The 20,609-nt window shown below is 67.5% G+C and carries 19 protein-coding genes and 5 pseudogenes; 8 read left to right on the top strand and 16 right to left on the bottom strand.

Going from position 1 to position 20,609, the window contains the following annotated elements; all coding sequences use genetic code 11:
• The first annotated feature begins 36 nt into the window (after nucleotides 1–36).
• The 4 genes and pseudogenes from ACZ69M_RS46210 to ACZ69M_RS46195 all read left to right on the top strand — a co-directional run bounded on the left by ACZ69M_RS46210 (nucleotide 37) and on the right by ACZ69M_RS46195 (nucleotide 2,078).
• Nucleotides 37–1,518, top strand: coding sequence for an aldehyde dehydrogenase (locus ACZ69M_RS46210; RefSeq protein WP_470059729.1), 1,482 nt, complete (start codon nucleotides 37–39; stop codon nucleotides 1,516–1,518).
• Nucleotides 1,519–1,663: 145 nt separating this feature from the next.
• Entirely contained in the window at nucleotides 1,664–1,798 is a 135-nt protein-coding gene (locus ACZ69M_RS46205) for a hypothetical protein (protein ID WP_470059755.1), read from the top strand.
• Nucleotides 1,795–1,914, top strand: a pseudogene (locus ACZ69M_RS46200) (hypothetical protein); the annotation flags it as partial. The gene ACZ69M_RS46205 and the pseudogene ACZ69M_RS46200, both read left to right, overlap by 4 nt.
• 29 nt (nucleotides 1,915–1,943) lie before the next feature.
• On the top strand, nucleotides 1,944–2,078 hold the full coding sequence (locus tag ACZ69M_RS46195; RefSeq protein ID WP_470059754.1) for a hypothetical protein: 135 nt from the start codon (nucleotides 1,944–1,946) through the stop codon (nucleotides 2,076–2,078).
• Nucleotides 2,079–2,174: 96 nt separating this feature from the next.
• Here ACZ69M_RS46195 and ACZ69M_RS46190 read toward each other — a convergent pair whose 3' ends face one another.
• The 3 genes and pseudogenes from ACZ69M_RS46190 to ACZ69M_RS46180 form a co-directional block, all read right to left on the bottom strand.
• Complete coding sequence (locus tag ACZ69M_RS46190; protein WP_470059728.1) at nucleotides 2,175–2,897, bottom strand: S1 RNA-binding domain-containing protein; 723 nt, start codon at nucleotides 2,895–2,897, stop codon at nucleotides 2,175–2,177.
• 161 nt (nucleotides 2,898–3,058) lie between these two features.
• Nucleotides 3,059–3,546: pseudogene (locus tag ACZ69M_RS46185) on the bottom strand (helix-turn-helix domain-containing protein); the annotation flags it as partial.
• A gap of 240 nt (nucleotides 3,547–3,786) precedes the next feature.
• Complete coding sequence (locus ACZ69M_RS46180) at nucleotides 3,787–4,167, bottom strand: MerR family transcriptional regulator (RefSeq protein ID WP_470059727.1); 381 nt, start codon at nucleotides 4,165–4,167, stop codon at nucleotides 3,787–3,789.
• A 140-nt stretch (nucleotides 4,168–4,307) separates the two neighbouring features.
• Between ACZ69M_RS46180 and ACZ69M_RS46175 the strand changes: the two genes are divergently transcribed.
• A complete protein-coding gene (locus tag ACZ69M_RS46175; RefSeq protein WP_470059726.1) occupies nucleotides 4,308–4,772 on the top strand; it encodes a nuclear transport factor 2 family protein in 465 nt (154 codons plus the stop codon).
• 46 nt (nucleotides 4,773–4,818) lie between these two features.
• Here the strand turns inward: ACZ69M_RS46175 and ACZ69M_RS46170 are convergent, their stop codons facing one another.
• The 3 genes and pseudogenes from ACZ69M_RS46170 to ACZ69M_RS46160 all read right to left on the bottom strand — a co-directional run.
• The gene (locus ACZ69M_RS46170) at nucleotides 4,819–5,082 is read right to left on the bottom strand and encodes a hypothetical protein (protein WP_470059725.1); all 264 of its coding nucleotides are present in this window, start codon (nucleotides 5,080–5,082) and stop codon (nucleotides 4,819–4,821) included.
• A gap of 295 nt (nucleotides 5,083–5,377) precedes the next feature.
• Nucleotides 5,378–6,173 (bottom strand): annotated as a pseudogene (locus ACZ69M_RS46165) (SDR family oxidoreductase).
• A 16-nt stretch (nucleotides 6,174–6,189) separates the two neighbouring features.
• Nucleotides 6,190–6,828, bottom strand: a pseudogene (locus tag ACZ69M_RS46160) (phytanoyl-CoA dioxygenase family protein); the annotation flags it as partial.
• A 4-nt stretch (nucleotides 6,829–6,832) separates the two neighbouring features.
• Between ACZ69M_RS46160 and ACZ69M_RS46155 the strand changes: the two are divergent.
• A pseudogene (locus ACZ69M_RS46155) lies at nucleotides 6,833–7,438 on the top strand (substrate-binding domain-containing protein); the annotation flags it as partial.
• 206 nt (nucleotides 7,439–7,644) lie between these two features.
• Here the strand turns inward: ACZ69M_RS46155 and ACZ69M_RS46150 are convergent.
• From ACZ69M_RS46150 to ACZ69M_RS46110, 9 genes are all read right to left on the bottom strand, one after another.
• The gene (locus ACZ69M_RS46150) at nucleotides 7,645–8,661 is read right to left on the bottom strand and encodes a zinc-dependent alcohol dehydrogenase (protein WP_470059724.1); all 1,017 of its coding nucleotides are present in this window, start codon (nucleotides 8,659–8,661) and stop codon (nucleotides 7,645–7,647) included.
• A gap of 92 nt (nucleotides 8,662–8,753) precedes the next feature.
• Nucleotides 8,754–9,518, bottom strand: a complete 765-nt coding sequence (locus ACZ69M_RS46145) for a sugar phosphate isomerase/epimerase family protein (RefSeq protein WP_470059723.1) — start codon at nucleotides 9,516–9,518, stop codon at nucleotides 8,754–8,756.
• Between the two features lie 180 nt (nucleotides 9,519–9,698).
• The gene (locus tag ACZ69M_RS46140; protein WP_470059722.1) at nucleotides 9,699–10,415 is read right to left on the bottom strand and encodes an SDR family NAD(P)-dependent oxidoreductase; all 717 of its coding nucleotides are present in this window, start codon (nucleotides 10,413–10,415) and stop codon (nucleotides 9,699–9,701) included.
• Between the two features lie 64 nt (nucleotides 10,416–10,479).
• The gene (locus ACZ69M_RS46135) at nucleotides 10,480–11,526 is read right to left on the bottom strand and encodes an ABC transporter permease (RefSeq protein WP_470059721.1); all 1,047 of its coding nucleotides are present in this window, start codon (nucleotides 11,524–11,526) and stop codon (nucleotides 10,480–10,482) included.
• Nucleotides 11,523–13,085 carry a sugar ABC transporter ATP-binding protein gene (locus ACZ69M_RS46130; protein ID WP_470059720.1) on the bottom strand — a complete coding sequence of 521 codons (1,563 nt, stop codon included), beginning with the start codon at nucleotides 13,083–13,085 and terminating at the stop codon, nucleotides 11,523–11,525. The genes ACZ69M_RS46135 and ACZ69M_RS46130 overlap by 4 nt, the downstream gene beginning before the upstream one ends.
• Nucleotides 13,082–14,149 (bottom strand): sugar ABC transporter substrate-binding protein, encoded by a 1,068-nt coding sequence (locus ACZ69M_RS46125; protein WP_470059719.1) that lies wholly within the window; start codon nucleotides 14,147–14,149, stop codon nucleotides 13,082–13,084. Before ACZ69M_RS46125 ends, ACZ69M_RS46130 begins: the two co-directional genes overlap by 4 nt.
• A 49-nt stretch (nucleotides 14,150–14,198) precedes the next feature.
• Nucleotides 14,199–15,272 (bottom strand): zinc-dependent alcohol dehydrogenase, encoded by a 1,074-nt coding sequence (locus ACZ69M_RS46120; RefSeq protein WP_470059718.1) that lies wholly within the window; start codon nucleotides 15,270–15,272, stop codon nucleotides 14,199–14,201.
• On the bottom strand, nucleotides 15,218–15,766 hold the full coding sequence (locus tag ACZ69M_RS46115) for an SDR family NAD(P)-dependent oxidoreductase (protein ID WP_470059717.1): 549 nt from the start codon (nucleotides 15,764–15,766) through the stop codon (nucleotides 15,218–15,220). Before ACZ69M_RS46115 ends, ACZ69M_RS46120 begins: the two co-directional genes overlap by 55 nt.
• Nucleotides 15,767–15,882: 116 nt before the next feature.
• Nucleotides 15,883–16,740, bottom strand: coding sequence for a sugar phosphate isomerase/epimerase family protein (locus ACZ69M_RS46110; protein ID WP_470059716.1), 858 nt, complete (start codon nucleotides 16,738–16,740; stop codon nucleotides 15,883–15,885).
• A 532-nt stretch (nucleotides 16,741–17,272) separates the two neighbouring features.
• Here ACZ69M_RS46110 and ACZ69M_RS46105 point away from each other — a divergent pair.
• On the top strand, nucleotides 17,273–18,214 hold the full coding sequence (locus ACZ69M_RS46105; RefSeq protein WP_470059715.1) for a hypothetical protein: 942 nt from the start codon (nucleotides 17,273–17,275) through the stop codon (nucleotides 18,212–18,214).
• Nucleotides 18,215–18,326: 112 nt separating this feature from the next.
• Here the strand turns inward: ACZ69M_RS46105 and ACZ69M_RS46100 are convergent, their stop codons facing one another.
• Nucleotides 18,327–19,223 carry a LysR family transcriptional regulator gene (locus tag ACZ69M_RS46100; protein WP_470059714.1) on the bottom strand — a complete coding sequence of 299 codons (897 nt, stop codon included), beginning with the start codon at nucleotides 19,221–19,223 and terminating at the stop codon, nucleotides 18,327–18,329.
• A gap of 188 nt (nucleotides 19,224–19,411) precedes the next feature.
• Between ACZ69M_RS46100 and ACZ69M_RS46095 the strand changes: the two genes are divergently transcribed.
• Complete coding sequence (locus tag ACZ69M_RS46095; RefSeq protein WP_470059713.1) at nucleotides 19,412–20,584, top strand: iron-containing alcohol dehydrogenase; 1,173 nt, start codon at nucleotides 19,412–19,414, stop codon at nucleotides 20,582–20,584.
• The last annotated feature ends 25 nt before the right edge of the window (nucleotides 20,585–20,609 follow it).

The raw sequence follows: 20,609 nt of genomic DNA, 5'->3' as shown, positions 1-20,609 counted from the left end.
ATGCGTCCAAAATATTGCTGGCTATAGGAGTTCTCCATGGCAGTGCAGGGTCAACCGGCGCCTGTGATCGAGCGGGATCTGTTCATCGACAACGAGTGGCACCCGGGCGCGGACGGCCGCTCGGAGTCGCTGATCAATCCGGCGACCGAAGAGCGGTTCGGCAGGGTCGCATTGGCGTCGAGCGGTGACGTGGATGCCGCGGTGCGGGCCGCGCGGACGGCGTTCGACGTGGGGCCCTGGCCCCACCTCTCCCTGAAGGAACGAGCCGGCTACATGCTCGCGCTCGCCGACGAGATCGAGCGGCACGCGGATGCCATCGCCGAGCTGGTGATGGCCGAGACCGGGCTGGTCATCGGTGCGGCCCGCGGAAACCCGCTGGCCTTTGCCGGCCTGTTGCGCTACTACGCGAGCCTCGCCGACTCCACCGAACTCGACGAGGTCCGCACCGGCCTGAGCGGCGTCACCGCGCGCATCGAGAAGCGGCCCGTCGGTGTCGTGGCCGCGATCGTGCCGTGGAACGCGCCGCTGGGTCTTGCCGCCTTCAAGCTTCCGCCGGCACTCCTGGCCGGCTGCACGGTCATCATGAAGCCGTCCGACTTTTCACCCCTGAGCGCCGGCTACATCGCGGACGCCGCACTCAAGGTCGGCCTGCCGGCCGGTGTGATCAACGTCCTCACCGCCGGTCCTGAGCAGAGTCAGCAGCTCGTCAGTCACCCGGGCGTGGACAAGGTCACGTTCACCGGCTCGACGCCCGTCGGGCGCGCGATCGCCGCGGCCGCAGCGCCGACACTCAAGCAGGTCACACTCGAACTCGGCGGCAAATCGGCGGCATTGATCCTGCCGGACGCGGATCTGGAGCGGGTCGTCTCCACGGTGCCGATCAACGTCTGCAACAACAACGGCGCGCAGTGCGTGACTCCGAGCCGGCTGATCGTTCCGGAGAGCCGCAAGGACGAGATCGTCGGGGCGCTGGCCGAGGCGTTCGCACGTTTCAAGGTCGGCGATCCGGCCGACCCGGACGTGATGGTCGGTCCGATGATCAACAAGGCGCACTACGAAAGGGTCCTCGGCTTCTTCGAGACGGCCCGGCAGGAAGGCGCGACATTCGCCGTCGGCGGTGATCGCGCGCCCGGGTTCGACAAGGGCTACTACGTTTCACCGACCATCATCACCGATGTGTCGCCCGACTCCCGCGTCGCACAGGAGGAGATCTTCGGCCCGGTGACCGCGGTGCTCACCTACCACGACGAGGCCGAGGCGATCCGGCTGGCCAACCACACCGAGTTCGGGCTCAACGGCGCCGTCTACAGCAGTGACGAGCAGCACGCGCTCGAGGTCGCCCGCAAGATCCGCAGCGGCACGGTCTCGATCAACAACGGCATCACCGTCGACCTCGCGGTGCCGTTCGGCGGCGTCAAGCAGTCGGGCTACGGGCGCGAACTCGGCCCCGAAGGTCTCGACGCGTACTTCAACACGCACGCGATCTTCCTCGACGGCGAGCCGGTCCTGACGCTCTAGCCTCCTGCGGACGCCCCGGGTCCGACGACACGAGGACGAACCCCGGCTGACCCACGCCACCACACCGGAGGCTCCTTGCTCCGGAGGCCTCCGGTGTGCCCGGCGAGGGATCGAAAAGACATGACATCGAGCAGGACGAGGAGCCATGCCCAAGGAATACGTCCTCACCCAGTACGGCGGTCCCGAAACACATTCCTTCATCGACCTGCCCAGGCCCGTTCCCGGACCGGGGCAGCTTCTGGTCGCGGTGCACGCGGCCGGGGTGAACGCGGTCGACTGACTGGAAGGTGTGCGCCGGCTACCTGCGGGAGGTCCTTCCTGGCCCTGCCCGCAGTCTGCGGCACAGAGATCTCGGGCGTCGTCGAGGACATCGGCAACGGGGTCGAAGGGTTCACAATCGGCGACGAGGTCTTCGGGCCCTGCCGTTGGCCGGCAGCTACGCCGAATACGCGCTGCTGCCGGCCCGGGCCGCGGCGCACAAGTCGGCCAGCGTGTCGTTCACGGACGCCGCAACCCTGTCGATGGCCTACGCGGCCCAGATGCAGATCGCAGTGCTGTGACCGCATAGCCCAACCGGGTTGGGGCGGGGCCTCGCCTTCATCAAACAGGCTGAGGGACTGAAGCACTCGCGCAGGGGAGACAGCGGCACGCAGGTGTCACCGGAGGCCGGGTGAGACCTCACGTCGGGAGAGTGCCAGCCTGCGTCGTTGTCGGTCGATTTCTGTGACGACGACCGTGACCTCGTCGCCGACCTGAAGGACGTCCTCCGGAGTCTGCACAGGCATCCGGGTGAGCTCTCGTAGATGGACCAGTCCCTCAATGCCGTCGGCGACCTGAACGAAGGCGCCGAACGGGACCACCTTGGTGACCTGTCCGTGCAGCGTCTGGCCCACCGCAGTCCCTTCGACGAACGCCGCGAAAGGGTCCGGCTGCATCGCCTTCAAGGACAGCCTTGCCTCCCCGTTCCAGTCGTCGAACTGAAGGAACTCACATGAGACGTGCTGTCCGACCCGAACGACGTCCGAAACCGCGTCGATGTGGCGCCACGACAGTTCGGGGATGGTGATGAACCCGACGCCAGGGAAGACCGGGTGTTCAGGGCCGTCGTCCAGCGACACGAACACGCCAAACCGCTCGATCGCCGCGACTGTCCCGGAAAGGATCTCTCCGCGGTGACGTGATTTCAGGAACGCCCAAAGTTCCGGATTCTCGGTGGCGGTCATCGCCAGCCGGACCCGGCTCTTATCCAGATCAACGGCCATCACCTCAGCGGTGATCCGCTGGCCGACCGCCACGGCCGCAGCCGTATTCCAGCGCCAGGAGACGTCGGCCGGCCAGACGGTCCCCAGCGGGCGCACGGAGAACCCGTCCAGGGTCACCGCCACCCCCCCCGAGACCGCGTGACCTCTGCGACCGTCCCGCTGCAGAGGTCGCCAACGTGGATCCCTGCCAAGAACTCCTGGGAAGTCTGATCGTCCGGCGCCGCCCCCATGCCGTCCAGCCTCTCATGGGGAGGCGTGCGCCGGGCCCGGAGATGGCGTTTGGCGTCGGGCTCGGGATCGGGGGACTCCTTCCACGTCTTGGTGCGCTGGAAGGTGACGCCACGGTGAGCGAGCAGGCAGCGTAAGGTCTCGCGGCCGATGCGGATGACCCGGCCGTGGACACGGGGCAGGTAGATCAGAAGCCTGCGGATCGACCAGCGAGTGAAAGGCTGGCCGAGCTTGGCCGGGCGGGTGGTGGCCGTCTGGACGACGAAGTCCTCGTCGTCAGGACTGAGCAGGCGGGGACGGCCTCCCGCCCACCTGGGGTCCAGGCAGGCCAGGCCGATCTCGTTGAACCGGGTGGATCACGTCGCGGACGGTGTCCTCGTCGGCCTGCACCAGCTGGGCGATCACCGGCACACGGTTCCCGCCGGCCGAAGCCAGCAGCATCGTCGCGCGCCGAACTCTTGCTGCCCCGACGCGCGATCTGCTGCAGCCGCTGCCCTTCCCGGTCGGTCAGTCTGCGCACACGGACCGGCTCGGCCACCGCACCTCCAGCGGCCGGATCGGACGTCACCGCACATCCAACCGCCACGACCACCAACCCGGTGAACCTATGAGGTCACAGCACTAGCCTCACTGTCGCCCACGCTCCCTCTGGCGCAGTAGACCGGACGGCTATCTGAGGCCGGGGCCACCCCATTACCGACGCAGGGAAGTCATCAGTGAGCGAACCCGGCAGGAAGGTCGCTGATCCGCGTGCCGGGGAAGGGCGGCGCGGCAGTGGTCACTCACCTGGGGCCGACCGGAACCGCTGCCCATGAGTGCGCGCAGAGGCGGCGATCAGTGTGTCGAGGGTGTCTCGGGTGTGGACGAGACCGGCGATGTGCTCGGTGAGCCGGTCGCGTTCCTGTGTCAGTCGCTTCAGCGCGGCGGCGGAGTTTTCGGCGTTGGGGATGTCGACGCAGGGCAGCATCTCGGCGATGGTGCGACTGGACAGACCTGCGGCGTACAGCCACTGGATGAGCTCGACCCGCACGACCTGGTCGTCGGTGTAGTGCCGCTGCCCACTGGTGCTGCGGGTGCTGGTCAGCAGCCCCTGCTGCTCGTAGTAGCGCAGAGACCTGACGCTGACCCCCGCGCGTGACGCCAGTTCACCGATGCGCATGCCGCCCTCGCTCCTATGACCTGTGACACAGGACTTGCCTCTGACATTGGTGTCAGGTTTTAGCGTAACTGATGTGCCTGGCCACCGGGCGTTGTGGGCCCCTGGTGACCGGCTTAGCGGACCAACAGAGAAGGAAATCGATGATGACCGACCTCCAAACCCTCCTGGACGAGCGAGAGATCACCCAGACGCTCTCTCGCATGACGCGGATCCTGGACAAGCGCGACTGGGACTCCCTCGACACCGTGTTCGCCGAGGACCTCACCTTCGACTATGGCCTCGGAGAACGCGCCGGTATCAAGGAGATGCGAGAAGAAGTCAGCGGCTTCCTGGCCAACTGCGGACCGACATTGCATCTCCTTGGAAGCGCTCTCATCGAGGTCGACGGTGACACGGCCTCGACGGAGGTGTACGTACTGGCACGTCACCAAGGGGCCGGGGAGCGCAGTCACTTGTACTTTGACGCCACCGGCCCGTGGATCGACAAGTGGGAGCGCCGTGCTAACGGTTGGCGCATCGTCCGGCGTGACATATCGCTGAATGTCATGCAGGGCGACCCGGCCGCGCTCGGCTCACACGCCCTGCCCCAGGTGATGTCCGAGTAGCAGGAAGTCTCCACCCAGGACGAGGGCCTTTCATGGGCGGGCGGCGTCACCGGGCATTGGATGCGACATGAGTCCAGGCGGGGCCCTCTACGACAGCATGGGGGACATCATTGCAACCCTCGGCCGCCAGCGCCCGCCCGTTCTCGATCCTCGCCTCGGTGGCAAGCCGGGCGGTCGAGGCGGCCTGGGTGAGCTTCTTCTTGTCGGCCCGGGAGAACTCATCGACCTCCTCGCCCTGCCTGCGTGGCGAACGCCAAATCACCAGCCAGCTCACCCTCACCGTGCGGTACGCCGACAGCAGTCCCACCACACGTGCACGCACACTGCTGGAACCCGCTAATTACTCACCCGCCCTCGGACAGCCGCCCTGGGTTTGCTGAACGCCCGCGGGCTGCAGCGGGCGAGGGTTGGCGCCTTCGTGATCCGTGCCTACGCCCTGCTGCCGGCCGGCAGCGCCTACCGCCAACTCTCTATGGATCCTGGCGACGATCGCGCCCCCGCGGCCGAAGCGGCCGGCTGACTGCTGCGCACCGCGCCTGTGCGCACGAGAATGCTGCTCCTTCAGTTCGAAATGGGTGCGGTTCAGCCCGGCAATGGAAGACGGCTCACTCCTGGCCGCCGAAAACGATCTGGTCCCAGTCGACGACCGAGCCGGTCACCACCCTGCTGCGATCGGAGAGCAGGAAGACGACGAGGCCGGCGGTCTCGTCGACCTGTCCGAGCTTGCCCATGGGCAGTGATGCGGCGGCCTTCTCCCGTCAGTCGTCTCCCGCGCCGTGGAAGGCGCGCTGGGTCGCGTCCTCGCCCTCGGTGTCGGTCCAGCCGATGTTGAGGCCGTTGATGCGGATGCGGTCCCAGCGGTGGGCGTGGGCGGCGATGAGGGTGCCCCCGCGCGAGCGAAGTCGAGCGTGGGGGAGGGGCAGTCCGGCCAGACCGGCCTTGGCAGCGGAGTAGGGGGCCAGGTAAAGCGGTCCGCCATGGGCGCAGTTGGAGCCGATGTTGACGATGGTGCCCGGCGCCTGGCGGGCCTTCATGTCGGCCACCGCTGCCTGCATCGAGAAGAACGGCGCTCGCGGGTTGATCGCCATGTGCTGGTCGAACAGCTCCGGCGTGTGTCCAGGAGCGAGCTACGTGACGTCAGCCCGGCCGCGTTGACCAGGCAGTCGACGCGCCCGTGAGCGTCCACGGTCTGTACGACACTGTCGCGTGCCTGTGCCGGATCGGCGAAGTCCGCCTGCACGAAGTGCGTGCCCGTGTCCGCGGCGAGTTTCTCGCCCACCTCGACCCGGCGGCCGGTGAAGATGACGGTTGCGCCCTCCCGTACGGCCGCCCGTACGATGCCATCCCGACGCCCTGGCTGACGCCGTTGACCAGGACGATTTTTTCCTGAAGAAGTGTCATGAGTGCGGTGTCCCTTTCAGCCGCGGCGGCGCTTGGCGCCGGCCTGCAGTTCCTGGCGCAGCCGGTCGGTGGCCCAGCCCTCGGTTACGGCTTGCCAGACGGTGTCCGTCTGGGAGGGCAGTGCGAGACCGTCGACCGGGGGGTCGAGGTCCAGGTTGGTGGGAAAGGGGTAGCCCTCGGCGGTGGCGGCAACGACGCGGCGCAGCCAGTCCTGCGAAACCCCTTCGGTCTTGCGGCGCAGCAGCACCGGGAAGAGCGCGTTGGCCATCGCCTCGCGGTCCACCGTCTCCATCGCGCGTCCGAAGGCGGAGGAGATCTGCAGCAGGTTGGCCATGCGCCGGATGCCGGTCGAGCGGTTGTGCCCGGCAGCGTGGAAGAGCACGGGGTTGAAGAAGGCAGCGTCGCCCTTTTCCAGGGGGAGTTGGACGTGGTGGGCGTCGAAGTACTCGACGAATTGCGGGAGCCGCCAGGCGAGGTAACCGGGCTCGTACTTCTGTGAGTGCGGCAGGTAGAGCGTCGGGCCAGACTCGACGGGCATGTCGCAGTGGGCGACGGCGCCCTGGAGGGTGAGCACGGGGGAGAGGCGGTGGACGTGCGCCGGGTAGACCGCGGCGCGTTCCTGGGTGAGGAAGCCGAGGTGGTAGTCGCGGTGCACGTTCGTGATCCTCAAGGCCCCTGACGTACCGGAGATCGCGGCCGCAGTCGGACGGCTCGTAGCGGGCGGCATCCCCGTCGTCACTTTGGTGACGGATCTGCCCCACAGTGCACGCCTGGCCTACATCGGCATCGACAACCGCGCGGCCGGCGCCACCGCCGCCTACCTCCTTCAGCAGTGGCTCGGCGACCGCCCAGGCAACGTGCTCACCACCATCAGCCGGGGCTCCTTCCGCGGTGAGGAGGAACGCGAGATGGGCTTCCGCAGCGCGATGCGCCTCACCGACCCCGGACGAACTCTGGTCGAGGTTACGGACAGTGACGGTCTGGACGCCACCCAGCGCGATCTCGTGCTGGAGGCTCTCAAACGCGACGAGGACATCGCGGCCGTCTACTCCATGGGCGGCGGCAACCGCGCCACTCTGGACGCCTTCGGTGCCCTGGGCAGGACGTGCGCCGTCTTCATCGCACACGACCTCGACCACGACAACACCCGCCTCCTGTGCGAGCGCCGCCTCTCCGCGGTCCTCCACCACGACCTGCGCCAAGATGTGCGCCGCGCCTGCCAGACCGTCATGCGCGCCAACAAGGCCTTGCCGGACGACGGTCCGATTCGGGCCGCCGTTGCTGAGGCAGCTCATCGATCTGCAAAACAGCACGGTGCCGACAAGAGTCGGAGGATCGCCTCGGCCCTGTTCTGCTCCGGTCAGCCATGCTCCGCCCGCACCAGGTGCTCGGGACGGGCGACAGGGAGTCACGTGACAGGGGGTTGGCCGTCAGAGCCGGACCGGTAGAGGCTGGCCCCTCGTTCTCAGTGCTACTCCCTGGCGAACTCCAGCAGGTACTTCGGGCGCGTCCTGGTGACGCCGCCTGCGGTCGCGTGAAGGGCCTGGGCGGCCTCGCTCGGCCTCACCACTTCGGCGATCAGTTGTGTTGGGTCGACGGCGCCGCTGGCGTAGAGGGCCGCCACCTCTCGGTAATGGCTCAGCCCATGCAGGACCCCGAAGATGCTGAGGTCCTTGAGCGCGATCTTCTCTTGGTCAACATCGCGTGAACCGTTCACCGTCAGGCCGACAAGGCCGATCCGGGCGCCGCTGTCGGCAAGGTCTGTGGCCAGAGCGAACCCGATGGCCGCGCCCGAGGTTTCAATTACCACGTCGTAGGCGTTGCGCGGAGCGTCGTCGACGTGCAGCACGTTGCGGAAACCGAGCGTGCGCGCGAAGTCGAGTTCGGACTCGGCGACGCCCAGCACGTCGACCTGCGGGCTGGACAGCTTGGCGAACTGGCCCGCCAGCAGGCCGAGCGTGCCGGTGCCCAGGATCGCGACGCGGTCGCCGGGGATGATGTTCGTGCGCCGGCAGGCGCGATAGGCAGTGACGCCCGGCTCGATAAGAGGAGCGGCTCGCAGGGACAGGTGCTCGGGCAGCGGTGTCACGGCGGTGTGCGGAACGGTTACGTACTCGGCCGCGGCGCCTTGGATGTGGCGCAGCCCGACCTCGCTCAGGGAGCGGCACTGATTGGCTCGCCCCTGCTGACATCGGTCACAGGCGCCGCACGGCACCATGCAGTGGCCGACCACGCGGTCTCCGACCTTGATCTCCCGCACCTCTGGTCCGACTGCGCTCACGACTCCGCTGTACTCGTGACCGAATGCGAAGGGGTAGGTCAAAAAGCCGTGCTCGATATAGAAACTGTTGCCCTCGTAGAGGTGCGCATCGGTGCCGCACACCCCGACGTATGCGGTGCGGACCTCGACATCGTTTGTACCGAGCGTCGGCCTCGGGATCTCACCGATCTCCAGTGCCCCAGGGCCAGTGATCAATACTGCCTGCATCGGCGTTTTCCCTTCGTGTCCTGATTGTCGCGGGCGAGTGCGGACTTTCCGGCCCGGGGCGCTTTGCCGGCGCCCCGGCCGGCCCCGGATGATCAGGAGCTGGGCGTGAAGAACCGAGCAGTGGTGTCGTGAGCCCGGCGCACCGCCTCACCCACCGGCAGCCGACGGAACTCGGTGGACAGCATCTCCACGCCCCAGGTGCCGGAATAGCCGGTCCTCACGACGGCGTCGATGAAGCCCTTAACGTCCAGCACTCCCTCGCCCGGGAATTTGCGGTTGTTCATGGTGTCTTCGAGCAGGGTGCCGCGGATCTCGGCGTCGGAGTCGTCGAGTTCGACCCCAACGATGTACTGGGCTGGAATCTCGGCCAGGGTGGCGACGTCGACTCCTGCCCGCTCGACGTGCCAGACGTCGAGGAACAGGCCGCCGGCCGCGCGGACCACCGCCAGGCCCTCCTGCGGGGTGCGAATGTCGGCGAAGAGCATCGGTTCGAGACCCACCACCGTCCCGACCGCGTGCGCCTGCTCAGCCAGGACGGCGAACTCCTCGGACACCCGGCCGATGTCCAAGGCGCCTCCGGCCAGATGGCCGCCGACCTTGATGCACCTCGCGCCTAGCTCTCCAGCCGCGCGGAGAAGGTCCTCACGAGCAGCGTCAGACTTGGCGCGCACCTCGCCGTCGGCATACCAGCCCTTGAGAAACTCCAACTCCACATGCCGTAGTCCGTGCGCGTCGAGCAGGCGCCTGAATGCCGCGAACCCAAGCTCCTCCTCCACGACGAGCAGGTCGCTGTGTCGGATACCGAACCCGGCAAAACCTGCCTGTGTCATGGCCTCGATCCGGTCCTGGACCGGCAACGGGCTCCGGTCGTCTGGGCCCAGCGGGTCGCACGCGCCGGCACTCGTCCAACAGGCGATGATCAATTCAGGCTCGGACGTGGGGCTTCTTGAGCCGAACGGTTCTTGTCCGCAACAAGGGCCCTCTCACAAGGTCGCGCAGGGGCCGGGGCGTTCCGTGTGGTCAGGTCTTTCGGCCTGTCATGGGGTTGTGTACCCGCCGTCCACCATGTACTGCGCCCCGGTCACGTAGGACGCCTCGTCGCTGGCCAGGAAGAGGATGACGTTGGCGACCTCCCCGGGTTGCCCGATGCGTCCGAGCGGTGTCACGGCGATCACGGCGTCGGAGACGGCCTGGTCCTGCGCATCGATCATGGGAGTCGCGATGAGCCCGGGGTGTACGGAGTTCACGCGGACCTTCTGTCCCGCGTAGGTGAGTGCCGCGTTCTTCGTCATCTGCGTGACCGCGCCCTTGGACGCGGTGTAGGCGGCGACGCCCGCCGCGCCTACCGCGCCCCATATGGAGGAGACATTGACCACGGACCCGCCGGTCTTGGTCATCTGCGGGATGAACGTCCGCATCCCGTAGAACACCCCGGTCTGGTTGATCGCAATGATGTTGTCCCAGTCCTTGAGGTCGATATCGGTGATACCTGCGTAGGTCCCCACCGTGCCGGCGTTGTTGACCAGGATGTCGGCGCCTCCCGCCGCGGCGACTTCTTCCGCGAGCTCTTCCCACGAGGTGAGGTCTCGCACGTCGAGCGGGCGGTGGTGGATGGTGCCCTCGTCGTAGGGAGAGGTGTAGGCGACGTCTGCGGCATACACCTGCGCGCCCTCGGCGGCGAACCGTTCGGCGGTGGCTCTTCCGATCCCGGCCGCTGCGCCGCTGATCACGGCGATCTTGTGTTCGAGTCTCACTGTCTGCTCCTCGGGAGTCTGGTTCCGGTAGCGGCCCGGCCGTGCGGACCGCTACGGGTGTCGCTCACGCGCCTTTGTCTGCTCCGCTGACCTTGCTGATGAGCAGGGCGATCAGGATGATTGCGCCGGTGGTGGCGCTGATCCAGTACGCGGGGACGTTGGAGAGGACGAGCACGTTCTGGATGAGGACCAGCAGCAGGACGCCGCCGCAGGCCCCGGCCACCGTGCCGCGGCCGCCGTTGAGGCTGACACCGCCGAGGACGGCGGCGGCGAAGGCGTTGAAGATGAGGTTCTGCCCGAGGGAGGACGGGATGGAGGCGATGCGTCCGGCCTGCAGCAGGCCGGCGAGTGCCGCAAGGACGCCGCCGACGATGAAGACGCCCATGATGACGCGTTCCACCCGGATGCCGGCGACCCGGGCCGCCTGCGGGTTTCCGCCGACCGCGTAGAGCATCCGTCCGACGCGGTGCCGGGAGAGGAACAGCGTCAGGGCGATCAGCACCACCAGCGCGATGAGGAAGGAAAGCGGCAGCTGCGCGACGCTGGCCTGCCCGGGGATGGTCATCACCGAAGGCAGCCCGGACAGGGTGGCGCCGTGGGTCAGCCCGAGGCTGACGCCGCGCAGCAGGATCAGGGTGGCGAGGGTGGCGATGAAGGCGTTGAACTTCAGGCGCACGACGAGCATGCCGTTGAACGCTCCGATGATCGCGCCCACGACGAAGACGGCGAGGAAGGCCACGATGGGCGAGTTCATGAGGCCGAGGCTGCCGCCGGCGACCTGCAGGAAACAGTAGGCCGCGACCATCGGTGCCAGCCCGAAGATCGACTCCAGTGACAGGTCGAACTTGCCGGTGATGAGCACCAGCGTGAGCCCCATGGTGAGGACCGCCAGTTCACTGGTCTGCTGCAGGATGCCGTAGATGTTGTTGTAGGAAAGGAAGGTCGGGTTCAGCACGGCGCCGACGACGATGACGACCACGAGGACCGGCAGGACGGCCCATTCGGGCTTGAGGAAGTCGGCGAGCGTGCGGCCCCGGGCGTCGTGTGCGGCGGCAGGTATGCCGCCACGCTTGGGTGGGGCGACGTCGTTGTGGTGGGTGCTGGTGGTCATGATCCCTCGCTGGACAGTTCGGAGCCTTCCATGGCGGCGACGAGTTCGCTCTCGGTCATGCCGCTTCCTTCCGTGGTCTTCCTGCCGCGGACCCAGACCTGGATCCGGTCGCAGAAGGCGAGTTCCTCCGGTTCGTCGCTGACGAGGAGGACGGCCAGTCCTTCTTTGCGTCGTTGCTCGACGATGTCGAGGATCGTGGCCTTGGAGGCGATGTCGACGCCGGCGGTGGGGTGCAGGAGCACGAGCACGGCCGGGTTGGTGCTGAGTGCCGAGCCCAGCAGGACCTTCTGCTGGTTGCCGCCGCTGAGTTCGCCCACGGGCTGGGACACGGAGGAGCACTTCACGCCGAGGTCGGTGCGGTTGGTCTCGGCGAACCGGCGCCGGGCACGGCGGTCCAGGAGCACACGCTTGGTCAGCTTCTTCAGGGCAGGCATGGTCATGTTGTCCTCGATGGACATCTGGCCGACCAGGCCGGTGTTGATGCGGTCCTCGGGCAGCAGGCTGACGCCGGTGCGCACTGCCGTGTAGGGGTCCCATTTGCGGGGCACCGGAGTGCCCTGGACCGTGATCGCGCCCTCCCAGTTCCGGTGGTGCCCGGCCAGGGTCAGGGCCAGGTGGCGTGTGCCCGACCCGAGGTGCCCGGCCAGGCCGACGACCTCGCCGGCCCTCAGCGACAGCTCCATCGAGTCCTGGTAACCGTCGACGCGCACCGCGGCGTCGAGCACGACGGGAGCGTCTTCGGGCAGCGGCGGCCGGACTATCTGCTTCTTGGCGGTGAGGACGGTGCCAGAAGCCTCGTCGCCGACCATCGCCGAGACCATGTCGGAGGTGGTGAGCTTGTGCGCATCACCGCTCAGGACATGTCTGCCGTTGCGCAGCACGGTCACCGCGTCGCACACCTGCGGAACCTCGTCCAGGTGGTGGGAGATGAACAGGAACGTCACTCCACGTTCGCGCAGCTGGTTGACGCGAGTCATGAGGATGTCGATCTCGCTGGCGACGAGCTGGGCAGTCGGTTCGTCGAGGATGACGAAGCGCGAACCGTGGCTGAGGGCCCGCACGATCTCGATCATCTGGGCCTCGCCCACGCCGAGATCCATGACCTTCTTCGTCGGAGAGATGGGGATGTCCCAGTTCTCGAGCTCCTCCGCAGCGGCCTTGTTCAAGGCGCTCCACGAGATCATCTGCTTGTTCTGGTAGGTGCCCAGGTACAGGTTCTCCGCGACGCTGAGGCCGGGCACCAGAGTGCGGTGCTGATAGACGCAGCTGACCGCGGACAGCCATGCCTTGCGGTCCGAGCGCGGTGGCGGCTGCGCCCCACCCAGCAGGAACGTGCCGGAGTCGATCTCGTTCAGTCCGGTCAGGACGGACACCAGAGTGGACTTGCCGGCGCCGTTGCGGCCGACGAGTCCGTGCGACTCGCCCCGTCGCACGGTGAGCGAGAGGCCGTCGAGCGCCGTGGTGGCGCCGAAGCGTTTGACGGCGTCCTTGATCTCCACGAGGGGTTCGCCTGCGCCGAGCAGGTCGTGCGTGTCGGCGGTCTGGCTGGGGATCGTCATGACTTGTTGCCCCACAGGGTGGAGTCGTCGACGTTCTTCTTCGTCACCACAGGGGCGGGCAGTTCGTCGATGAAGTAGGCACCGTTCTTCACGACCGTGCTGTTGTGGTCGCTGGCTCCGGCCTTCATCTTCTTGCCGTCCAGCGCGTCCTGGAGGTAGTCGACGCCGTACTTGGCGTAGTCGAGCACCGGCTGCGAGATGGTGGCGTCCAGATAGCCCTTGCGGATCGCGTTGAGCGATTCCACGCCGCCGTCGATGGCGACTATCGGCAGGTGTCCGGACTGCCCCACGGGTGCCAGACGGCCGCGTGCCTTCAGAGTCGCGGCGACCGGGTCGTAGTAGAGCGTGTCGGTTGCAAGATAGACGCCGCTCAGGCCTGGGGTGCTGCTGAGCACGGCCGACATGACGTTCGCGCTCGTCGGGCCGTCCCACTCGGCGGACTGCTGGATGACCTTGACACCCGGTGCCTTCTTCTTGAACTCCTGGTCGAAGCCGGTCTTGCGGTCCTGTCCGTTGGTGGTGGTCAGGCCGCCCATGATCTCCAGGATCTTGCCGGTCTTGGGCACCTTCGTCGCCAGAACATCCGCGGCCTGGGCTGCCATCGCCTTGTTGTCCGCCTTCACGACGGCATACACATCGCCCGCGGCGGGCGCGTCATCGACGATGACCACCGGGACGTGCTGGCTCTTGGCGTAGTCCAGAGCGGGCTGGATCGCCGACCGGTCGACCACGCCCGCCAGAATGACGTTGGCGCCGGCGGCGATGAGATTGCGGAAGTCGTTCACCTGCTGGCTGGCGTCACGGTTGGCGTTCGTCGTCTGCACGACCTTGCCGCCCTTGACCTTCGCCTCGGCCGTCGCCTCGTTGACCAGGACCGTGAAGAAAGGCGTGTTGAGCGTCGGCATCGACAGGCCGAGCTTCATCTTCGACCCCTTAGCGGCGCCGGAGGCGGTGGGACCAGTGGCGCTGCATGCCGTGGCACCGCCGATCAGGGCCGCGCTCAGGCATATGGCGGCAAGGCGCCGCGGGGTCGTGATGGTTCTGGTCTGGGTGAACGGAGACATCTGGCGACTCTTTTCTGGCGGTGTGCTGAGCGGATTCCAGAACAGGCGATCAAGCGGAGGCTGCGGTCTTGATCAGTGCCTTGATGGTGAATTCAGGCTGACGAAGCGCATCGAACGCCGCCTCGTGTTGATCGAGCGTTACGACCGTCGAGGTCAGTGAGACAACATCGACGGCGTCCCGGCGCAACAGCTCGATGGCCTGGTCGAACTCCTCGACATAGATGAAGTTCGCCGAAATGGTCACTTCCTTGATGAGCGCGTCCATCGCGGAGAATGCGACCGGTGCCGCAGCGACCCCGATCAGCTGGACCCTCCCGCCCGGCGCGGTCAAGGTGATCGCGGTCTGTACCGCGGTCGGGTGCCCGGAACACTCGTAGACCCGGTCGACCGGCCGGAAGTCCCCGGAGGCGACGGCCTCGTCAAGCGACCGCGGGGTGTAGACCGCATCCGCGCCGACCCGCATGGCCACGTCACGGCGGAAACTGGACGGTTCGACGACCTCGACCCGCGCGGCGCCGGCGCGACGCAGCAGCTGCACGGTCAGCAGGCCGATGGGACCGCCCCCGATCACCATGGCGGAGTCACCGAGCCGGATGCCTGACCCGCGTACGGCGCGGCTCGCGACGGCGAGCGGCTCGGTCCACGCACCACGCTTGCTGTCGACAGAGTCGGGCAGCCGGTGCAGGTGGACCGCGGGGATCGTGGCGTACTCGGCCATGCCCCCGTCGCGGCGGACACCGAGGCCGTTGTCGAAGACCGCGGACTTACACAGGTTGGTGCGCCTGGCACGGCACGCCTCGCACACGCCGCAGATGTTCCCGTTGGGGTTCACCGCAACCCGGTCGCCGACATTCCAGCCGGTGACACCATGCCCGATCGCGGCGATCACGCCAGAGAACTCGTGCCCGATGGTGACTGGCGGCGCGAAGAGGTCCAGCTCAGCGGCGTGCAGGTCGGTGCCGCAAATACCGCAGTACTCCGAAGCGACCAGTACTTCGCCCCGGCCGGGTTCCCGGACCGGCCGGTCCTCCAGCGCGAGCTTGCGGTCCGATGAGAGCACGACCGCTTTCACGACGCCACCGCCTGCGCGCGGGATGCTGTGTTCATGGTGATCTCCGTCCATGCACTGGGGAGGGGCGCGGGCCCCAATCGGGCGCCGGTCTGCGCCGACCGGCAGGGCGGGGCAGGTGCCGCGGTCACAGCAGACTCCGAACGCTGCCGCCGTCCACGCCCCAGACCGACCCGGTCACAAAGCGCGGCATCGCTGGCGAGGAAAGTGATGACCCGGGCGACCTCCTCGGGGGTACCAAGGTCGGCGATATGCCGTACGGCACCCGAGCCGACGTTGTTCGCCAGGGTGTCCAGGCCGCCGAGTGCTTCCAGGGCCTGGGCCGCTCCTTCAGAACACCCTGCCGCGCTCGACAGGTCGGCCAGTACGGCGATGACCGAATCGGCAAGTTTCCCGGTGGCCTCTTCGAGGTCGTGCAGCGCCGTCACATCGATGTCGAGTGCGGCAACCATGCAGCCCTCGGCGGCCAGGTGTTCCGCGGTGGCACGGCCGATGCCGGTGGCGGCACCGGTGACGAGGGCCTGGCAGCCGTCCAGTTGCAGATCCATGTGAGTCATCCGTCCAGACGGGTGCGGTTTGGGCAGACTCGATCAGGCCGAGGGGAGTCGGCCTGATCGAGAAGGACGAACATCGGGCCACCGCGATGGGGATTGACCTGGCGCGCTCAGTCGACCGGCCGGTCGAGGAAGCGCAGTGTGGTCGCGTGGGCCGCGTTCACCGCCTCCTCGAGGGGCAGCTTGCGGTACTCCGCACCCAGGATTTCCACGCCCCACGGCCCTTGGTAGCCGGTGCTCTTGATGGCGTCGATGAAGCCAGCCACGTCGAACTCGCCTTCACCGCACAGTCGCCGTCCATTGAAGGTGTCCGCCAGGAGGTCGCCCTCCCAGGTCAGCGGTGCGTCGTCGAGCTCGATGCTGGTCAGGTGTTCGGCCGGCAGATCGCGCAGGGTGGCGAAGTCGACGCCGGCGCGTACCGTGTGCCAGATGTCGATCAGGAGCCCGCCCGCTGGGTGTCCGGCCCGCTGGACCACCTCCAGCCCCGCCTGGGGGGTCTTGACGGCGCCGAAGGGCATCGGCTCGAGCGCGATCCGCGAACCCGCGTTGGCGGCGTCGGCCGCCAGCCCGGCGAAGCTCTCGGCGAGCCGGTCGACGGTGACCGTGGCACCGGTGTGGTCGCCGACCTTGATGTGGCGGGCGCCGACCGCTTCTGCAGCGCGGAGCATGTCAGCGCGGATTTCATCGGAGCGCTTCCTGTCCTCGCCGGTGGTGAACCAGTTCACGAGGAACTCGATCTCGAAGTGCTCGATGCCGTTGTCGGCGAGCATCAGCTTCAGGTCCGGGAAGCCGACGCTGCGTTCCGCCTCGAGCAGGTCGAGGTGGCCGATGCCGAAGCCCTTGAAGCCGGCCCGACCCGCGGCTTCGATGCGCTCACGAACGCCGAGCGGGCTGCGGTCGTCCTCCGCCCCTGCGGGCGCGTCCCCCGCGGTGACCCAGCAGGCTGCGATCAGTTCGTAGGTGCTCAACGGAAGTTCCTTTCGATTGCTGCTTGACGGTCGCCCGGTTGGCGAAGAACGTCCGGCTCATTGAGAGCGAGGCTGTTATCGGCGCGCCTGGAAGGGACAGTGATGACCGTTGATGCAGATGGGGACGCTTTGTGGGCGCCGTCACGGTGTGTGCCGAACGCTGACTGTCGCCAGCGAGGGCGAGGCCCGGCGGCTCGTTTGCCGACGGTCGGCGTCCGATCTCTTGCGACAAGTCGTTGTAGGAACGCCGTAAACTCTGCGTTACATACTTGGGCGCGCTACTGAGACTGTCCAATACTTGTTCTTCGAATGATCTATACGACTGACAAATAGATGGAGCGGGTGTTGGCCGAACCGGCGGTTTGCGCCACCCTGGCGGCGTCGCTCTGCGCTCCGGCGGGCGGCAACCTCGCCAGGCACTTCTCTTAAGGGGCCCGCTCGACAGCGGCGGCGTTACATTGAAGGCGGGGTCGGCGCTGTGCGCCATGCGGACTCGGACGCCGGTGTCCTTGGGGCAGATCCGCTGAGGGAAGTGATCCAGGTGACCGACAGCCTGAACGGTTCGCTCAGGTCCATGGCGCTGTTGCGGGAACGGTACCTGGCCGGTGAAATCGTCGTCAAAGGCCCGCGCAGCGCGATTTTGCAGTCGTGGGACCGCTCCCGGACCCTGGCTGTCGCCCCCGCCCGGTGTGAGCCCGCCTACGACCCGGATCTCGATCTGGACACCCCGTTCGTACGCGCGGCCGCACCAGTCCTCGACTGGCTGGAAGCCAAGATCTCGGGCACCCGGGTGAGCGTTAGCCTCGCCGATGCCCAGGGCCGAAAGGTCCAGCGCCGCGTCGGCGACCCCTTCGTGAGTCGGCGCCTTGACGCCCTCCCGGGTGCCGCACCTGGGTTCTCCTTCGCCGAAGAAGTGGTCGGCACGAACGGCATCGCCCTGGCTTTGGTGGAGCGACGGCCTTGCCGTGTGATCGGGGCCGAGCACTTTGCCGAGTGCTTTCAGCAGTGCGCCTGTGTGGCTGTTCCGGTCCGCGACCCCCTCAGCGGTCACATCCAAGGCGTCGTCGACTTCGCCGGCGAAGCGGCCGATGCCAATCCTCAGGCCGAGGCCCTGATGCGCGCGGCAGGGGCCGCTGTTGAGTGGCGGATGCTGGAGGAGGCCACGCAGCGGGAGCGCCTGTTGCTGGAGGCATACCGCCAGGCCCAGAGCCGAACCCAGGCGTCGGCCGCGTCTGCAGCGTCACGGACCGGAATCAAGGCCCCGTCCGACAGCGCGATCGGACGCGCCGCCTGGCTTGTCCTGCAGGAGAAAGCCGTTGAACTGATCGCACTCGGCCAGCGCGCCGCCATCGAGGTGCCGCTCCCGCACGGTGAGACCGCCACGCTGGTGTGCCGGCCCGTGGAGGCTCACTCGGGGCTGTCCGGCTTCGCCGTCGAGGTCGTTCTCGCGGATGATCCACCCCGCCGCCTCTGACGAGCTCCATCTCGTTCAGGCGGGCAGCCCATCGGGCTCCCACGTACCGCGCACGGCTACCCAGAAGGTCGACGACCGCGTGATCGCCGAGGCGTCCGGCAGAAGCGGCTCCTCATCTGGCCGCCGTCACGCTGCCGGTGAAGCCGGCCAGCACGGGACTGTTGTTCTCCCGCATCCAGATGAGCCCCATTTCGACATTGAGGGGCTCGTTCTGGAGCGCCCGATAGGTGACACCGATCTTCTGGATGCGGCGCACCGACGCGGGAATGAGCGCGACTCCGACCCCGCTGGCCACGAGTCCTGCAATGGTCTGGATCAGCGCCGCCTCCTGAACGATCCGGGGCGCGAATCCGCCCCGACGACACTGCTCCAGAATGATCTCGCGCAAGCCCTGGCCGCAGTGGCCGCTGACCGTCACGAACGGTTCCTCGGCGAGTTCACCGACGTGGATCTTCCGCTGGGCGGCAAGGCGGTGACCGGGCGGAAGCGCCGCCACCAGGGGTTCACGGGAGATGGCTGCGGACTCGAGGTTCCGGTCGCCGAACGGATTCATTTCGGCGAACGGGAGGTAGAAGCAGGCGCAGTCCAGCGATCCGTCGCGCAGTCCAGAGACCTGCCGCTCCGGGGTGAGTTCATGCAGGTCAAGGCGCACATTGCTGAATCTCTCCCGGAAATCGCGAAGGATGGGGGGGAGGGTCTCTATGGTCGCTGATGGAACGAAGCCCAGTGCCAGCTTGCCCCACTCGCCTTTCGCCGCTCTCCTTGCGTCCACGATGTTCGAGTCCAGCTGGCCGAGGAGCTCCTGAGTGCTCTGCTGAAAGTGACGTCCCGCCGTAGTGAGTTTCACCTTGCGCGTGGTCCGCTCGAAGAGGACCACATCCAGCTCTTCCTCGAGCTGGCGGATCTGGGCGCTCAGGGGCGGCTGAGTCATGTTGAGCCGGTCCGCCGCCCTGCTGAAGTTCAGCTCCTCGGCCACGGCCAGGAAGTACTGGAGTTGTCGTAGTTCCACCCTTTCGACCCACCCTCTGTTGCTCGGCGCAGGCAGCGCCGAGGTTGATGTATTCGCCAGCCATATAGATCAAGAGCAAAACGAGTATTGGACAGAATCAATACTGCAATACAACCATGTGACGCGACGTTCACAAGAGCGCGGAAGCGGTCCGTCCCCGGACAGCGGCACAGACGGAAGGAGGCTCGATGGTCACCATCGACCCCCTCGCCGTGCCGATGAGCTCGGGGCAGCCGTGCGGCGCCGAGCGGAAGAAGGTCCTGGTGACGGCGAGATCGATGTCGGAGGTCGTCGCGGGCTTCACCCACGACGTACACGCGGTCAGGGTCGTGTTCGCGGTTGACGCGCACCGTACATCATTGCTGCCGGAGCTCGAACGCCTCGGCGCCAAGGTACCCCTCGTTTTGGCCTCCGCCTCCCAGAAGGCTGTGGCGGGCGCGCTCATGGCGGCGCTGCCGGGTGGCGGTGCACAGCCGGTGGCGTTCACACGGGGCCGATCGGCGGCGGGACAGATCTCCCGCGCGCATGAGGCTGCGGTGCGCGAGCAGGCCGACTGCCTGGTCGCCGTCGGGAGCGGTGCGGTGATCCACGCTGCCCGACAGGCTGCGCTGCGCGCGGAGCTCCCCCTGGTGGCGCTGCCCGCCTCATACGCCGGCGCGGAGTTCGTTTCCCCGCCGGACCCCCCGCCCGGCAGGACCGGACCAGCCGTGTACCTGTCAGCGGCGGCCTCACGGGTGGTGATCTACGATCCGGCCCTCACCGTCGGGCTTCCGGACCACGTCACGGCCCGGTCCGGGATGCGCGCGCTTGCGCACGGCGTAGACGTCCTCTGTACACCGGATGCGAGTCCGGTCGCCGCGATGATGGCCGAGGAGGGAATCTGTCAGATCGCCGACGGCATGCCGGACGCGATGCTGCATCCGCACGGCCTGGTCGGCCGGTCCCGAACCCAGTACGGCGGATACCTCACCGCCGCCTCGCTCGCCGTAACCGCACCGGGAGCTCATCGCATGCTCTGCGAGGCCGTGGAGCGGGCCTGTGGGCTGCGCCACGCCGATGTGCGCCCGGTCGTCCTGCCCCACCTGCTGGCGGCGACCGGTGTGAAGCGGCCGCTGGCTCTCGCCCGCGTCGCCGAGGCTCTCGGCTGCAACGATGCTGTGGAGGGCATTGCCCACCTCGCGCATGAAGTCGGTGCCCCGCAGAGCCTGCGGGAACTGGGGATGGGGCTCGCCGGGCTGGACGCCGCCCTGGAGGCCGTGCGGGGCGACGAGACGACCGCCCAGGACGCCGAGTTGGAGCCGGATGTGCTCGCCGCCGTCGTGGAGAACGCATTCCATGGGCGGACTCCCCTCGGGCCCTGACATGGCTTCGCCGGCCTAAGCCCCA

The organism is Streptomyces sp. NPDC107454 (genome assembly GCF_055582885.1).
The sequence above is the reverse complement of the archived record's forward strand: the minus strand, read 5'-3'. Positions and strand labels throughout refer to the sequence as shown.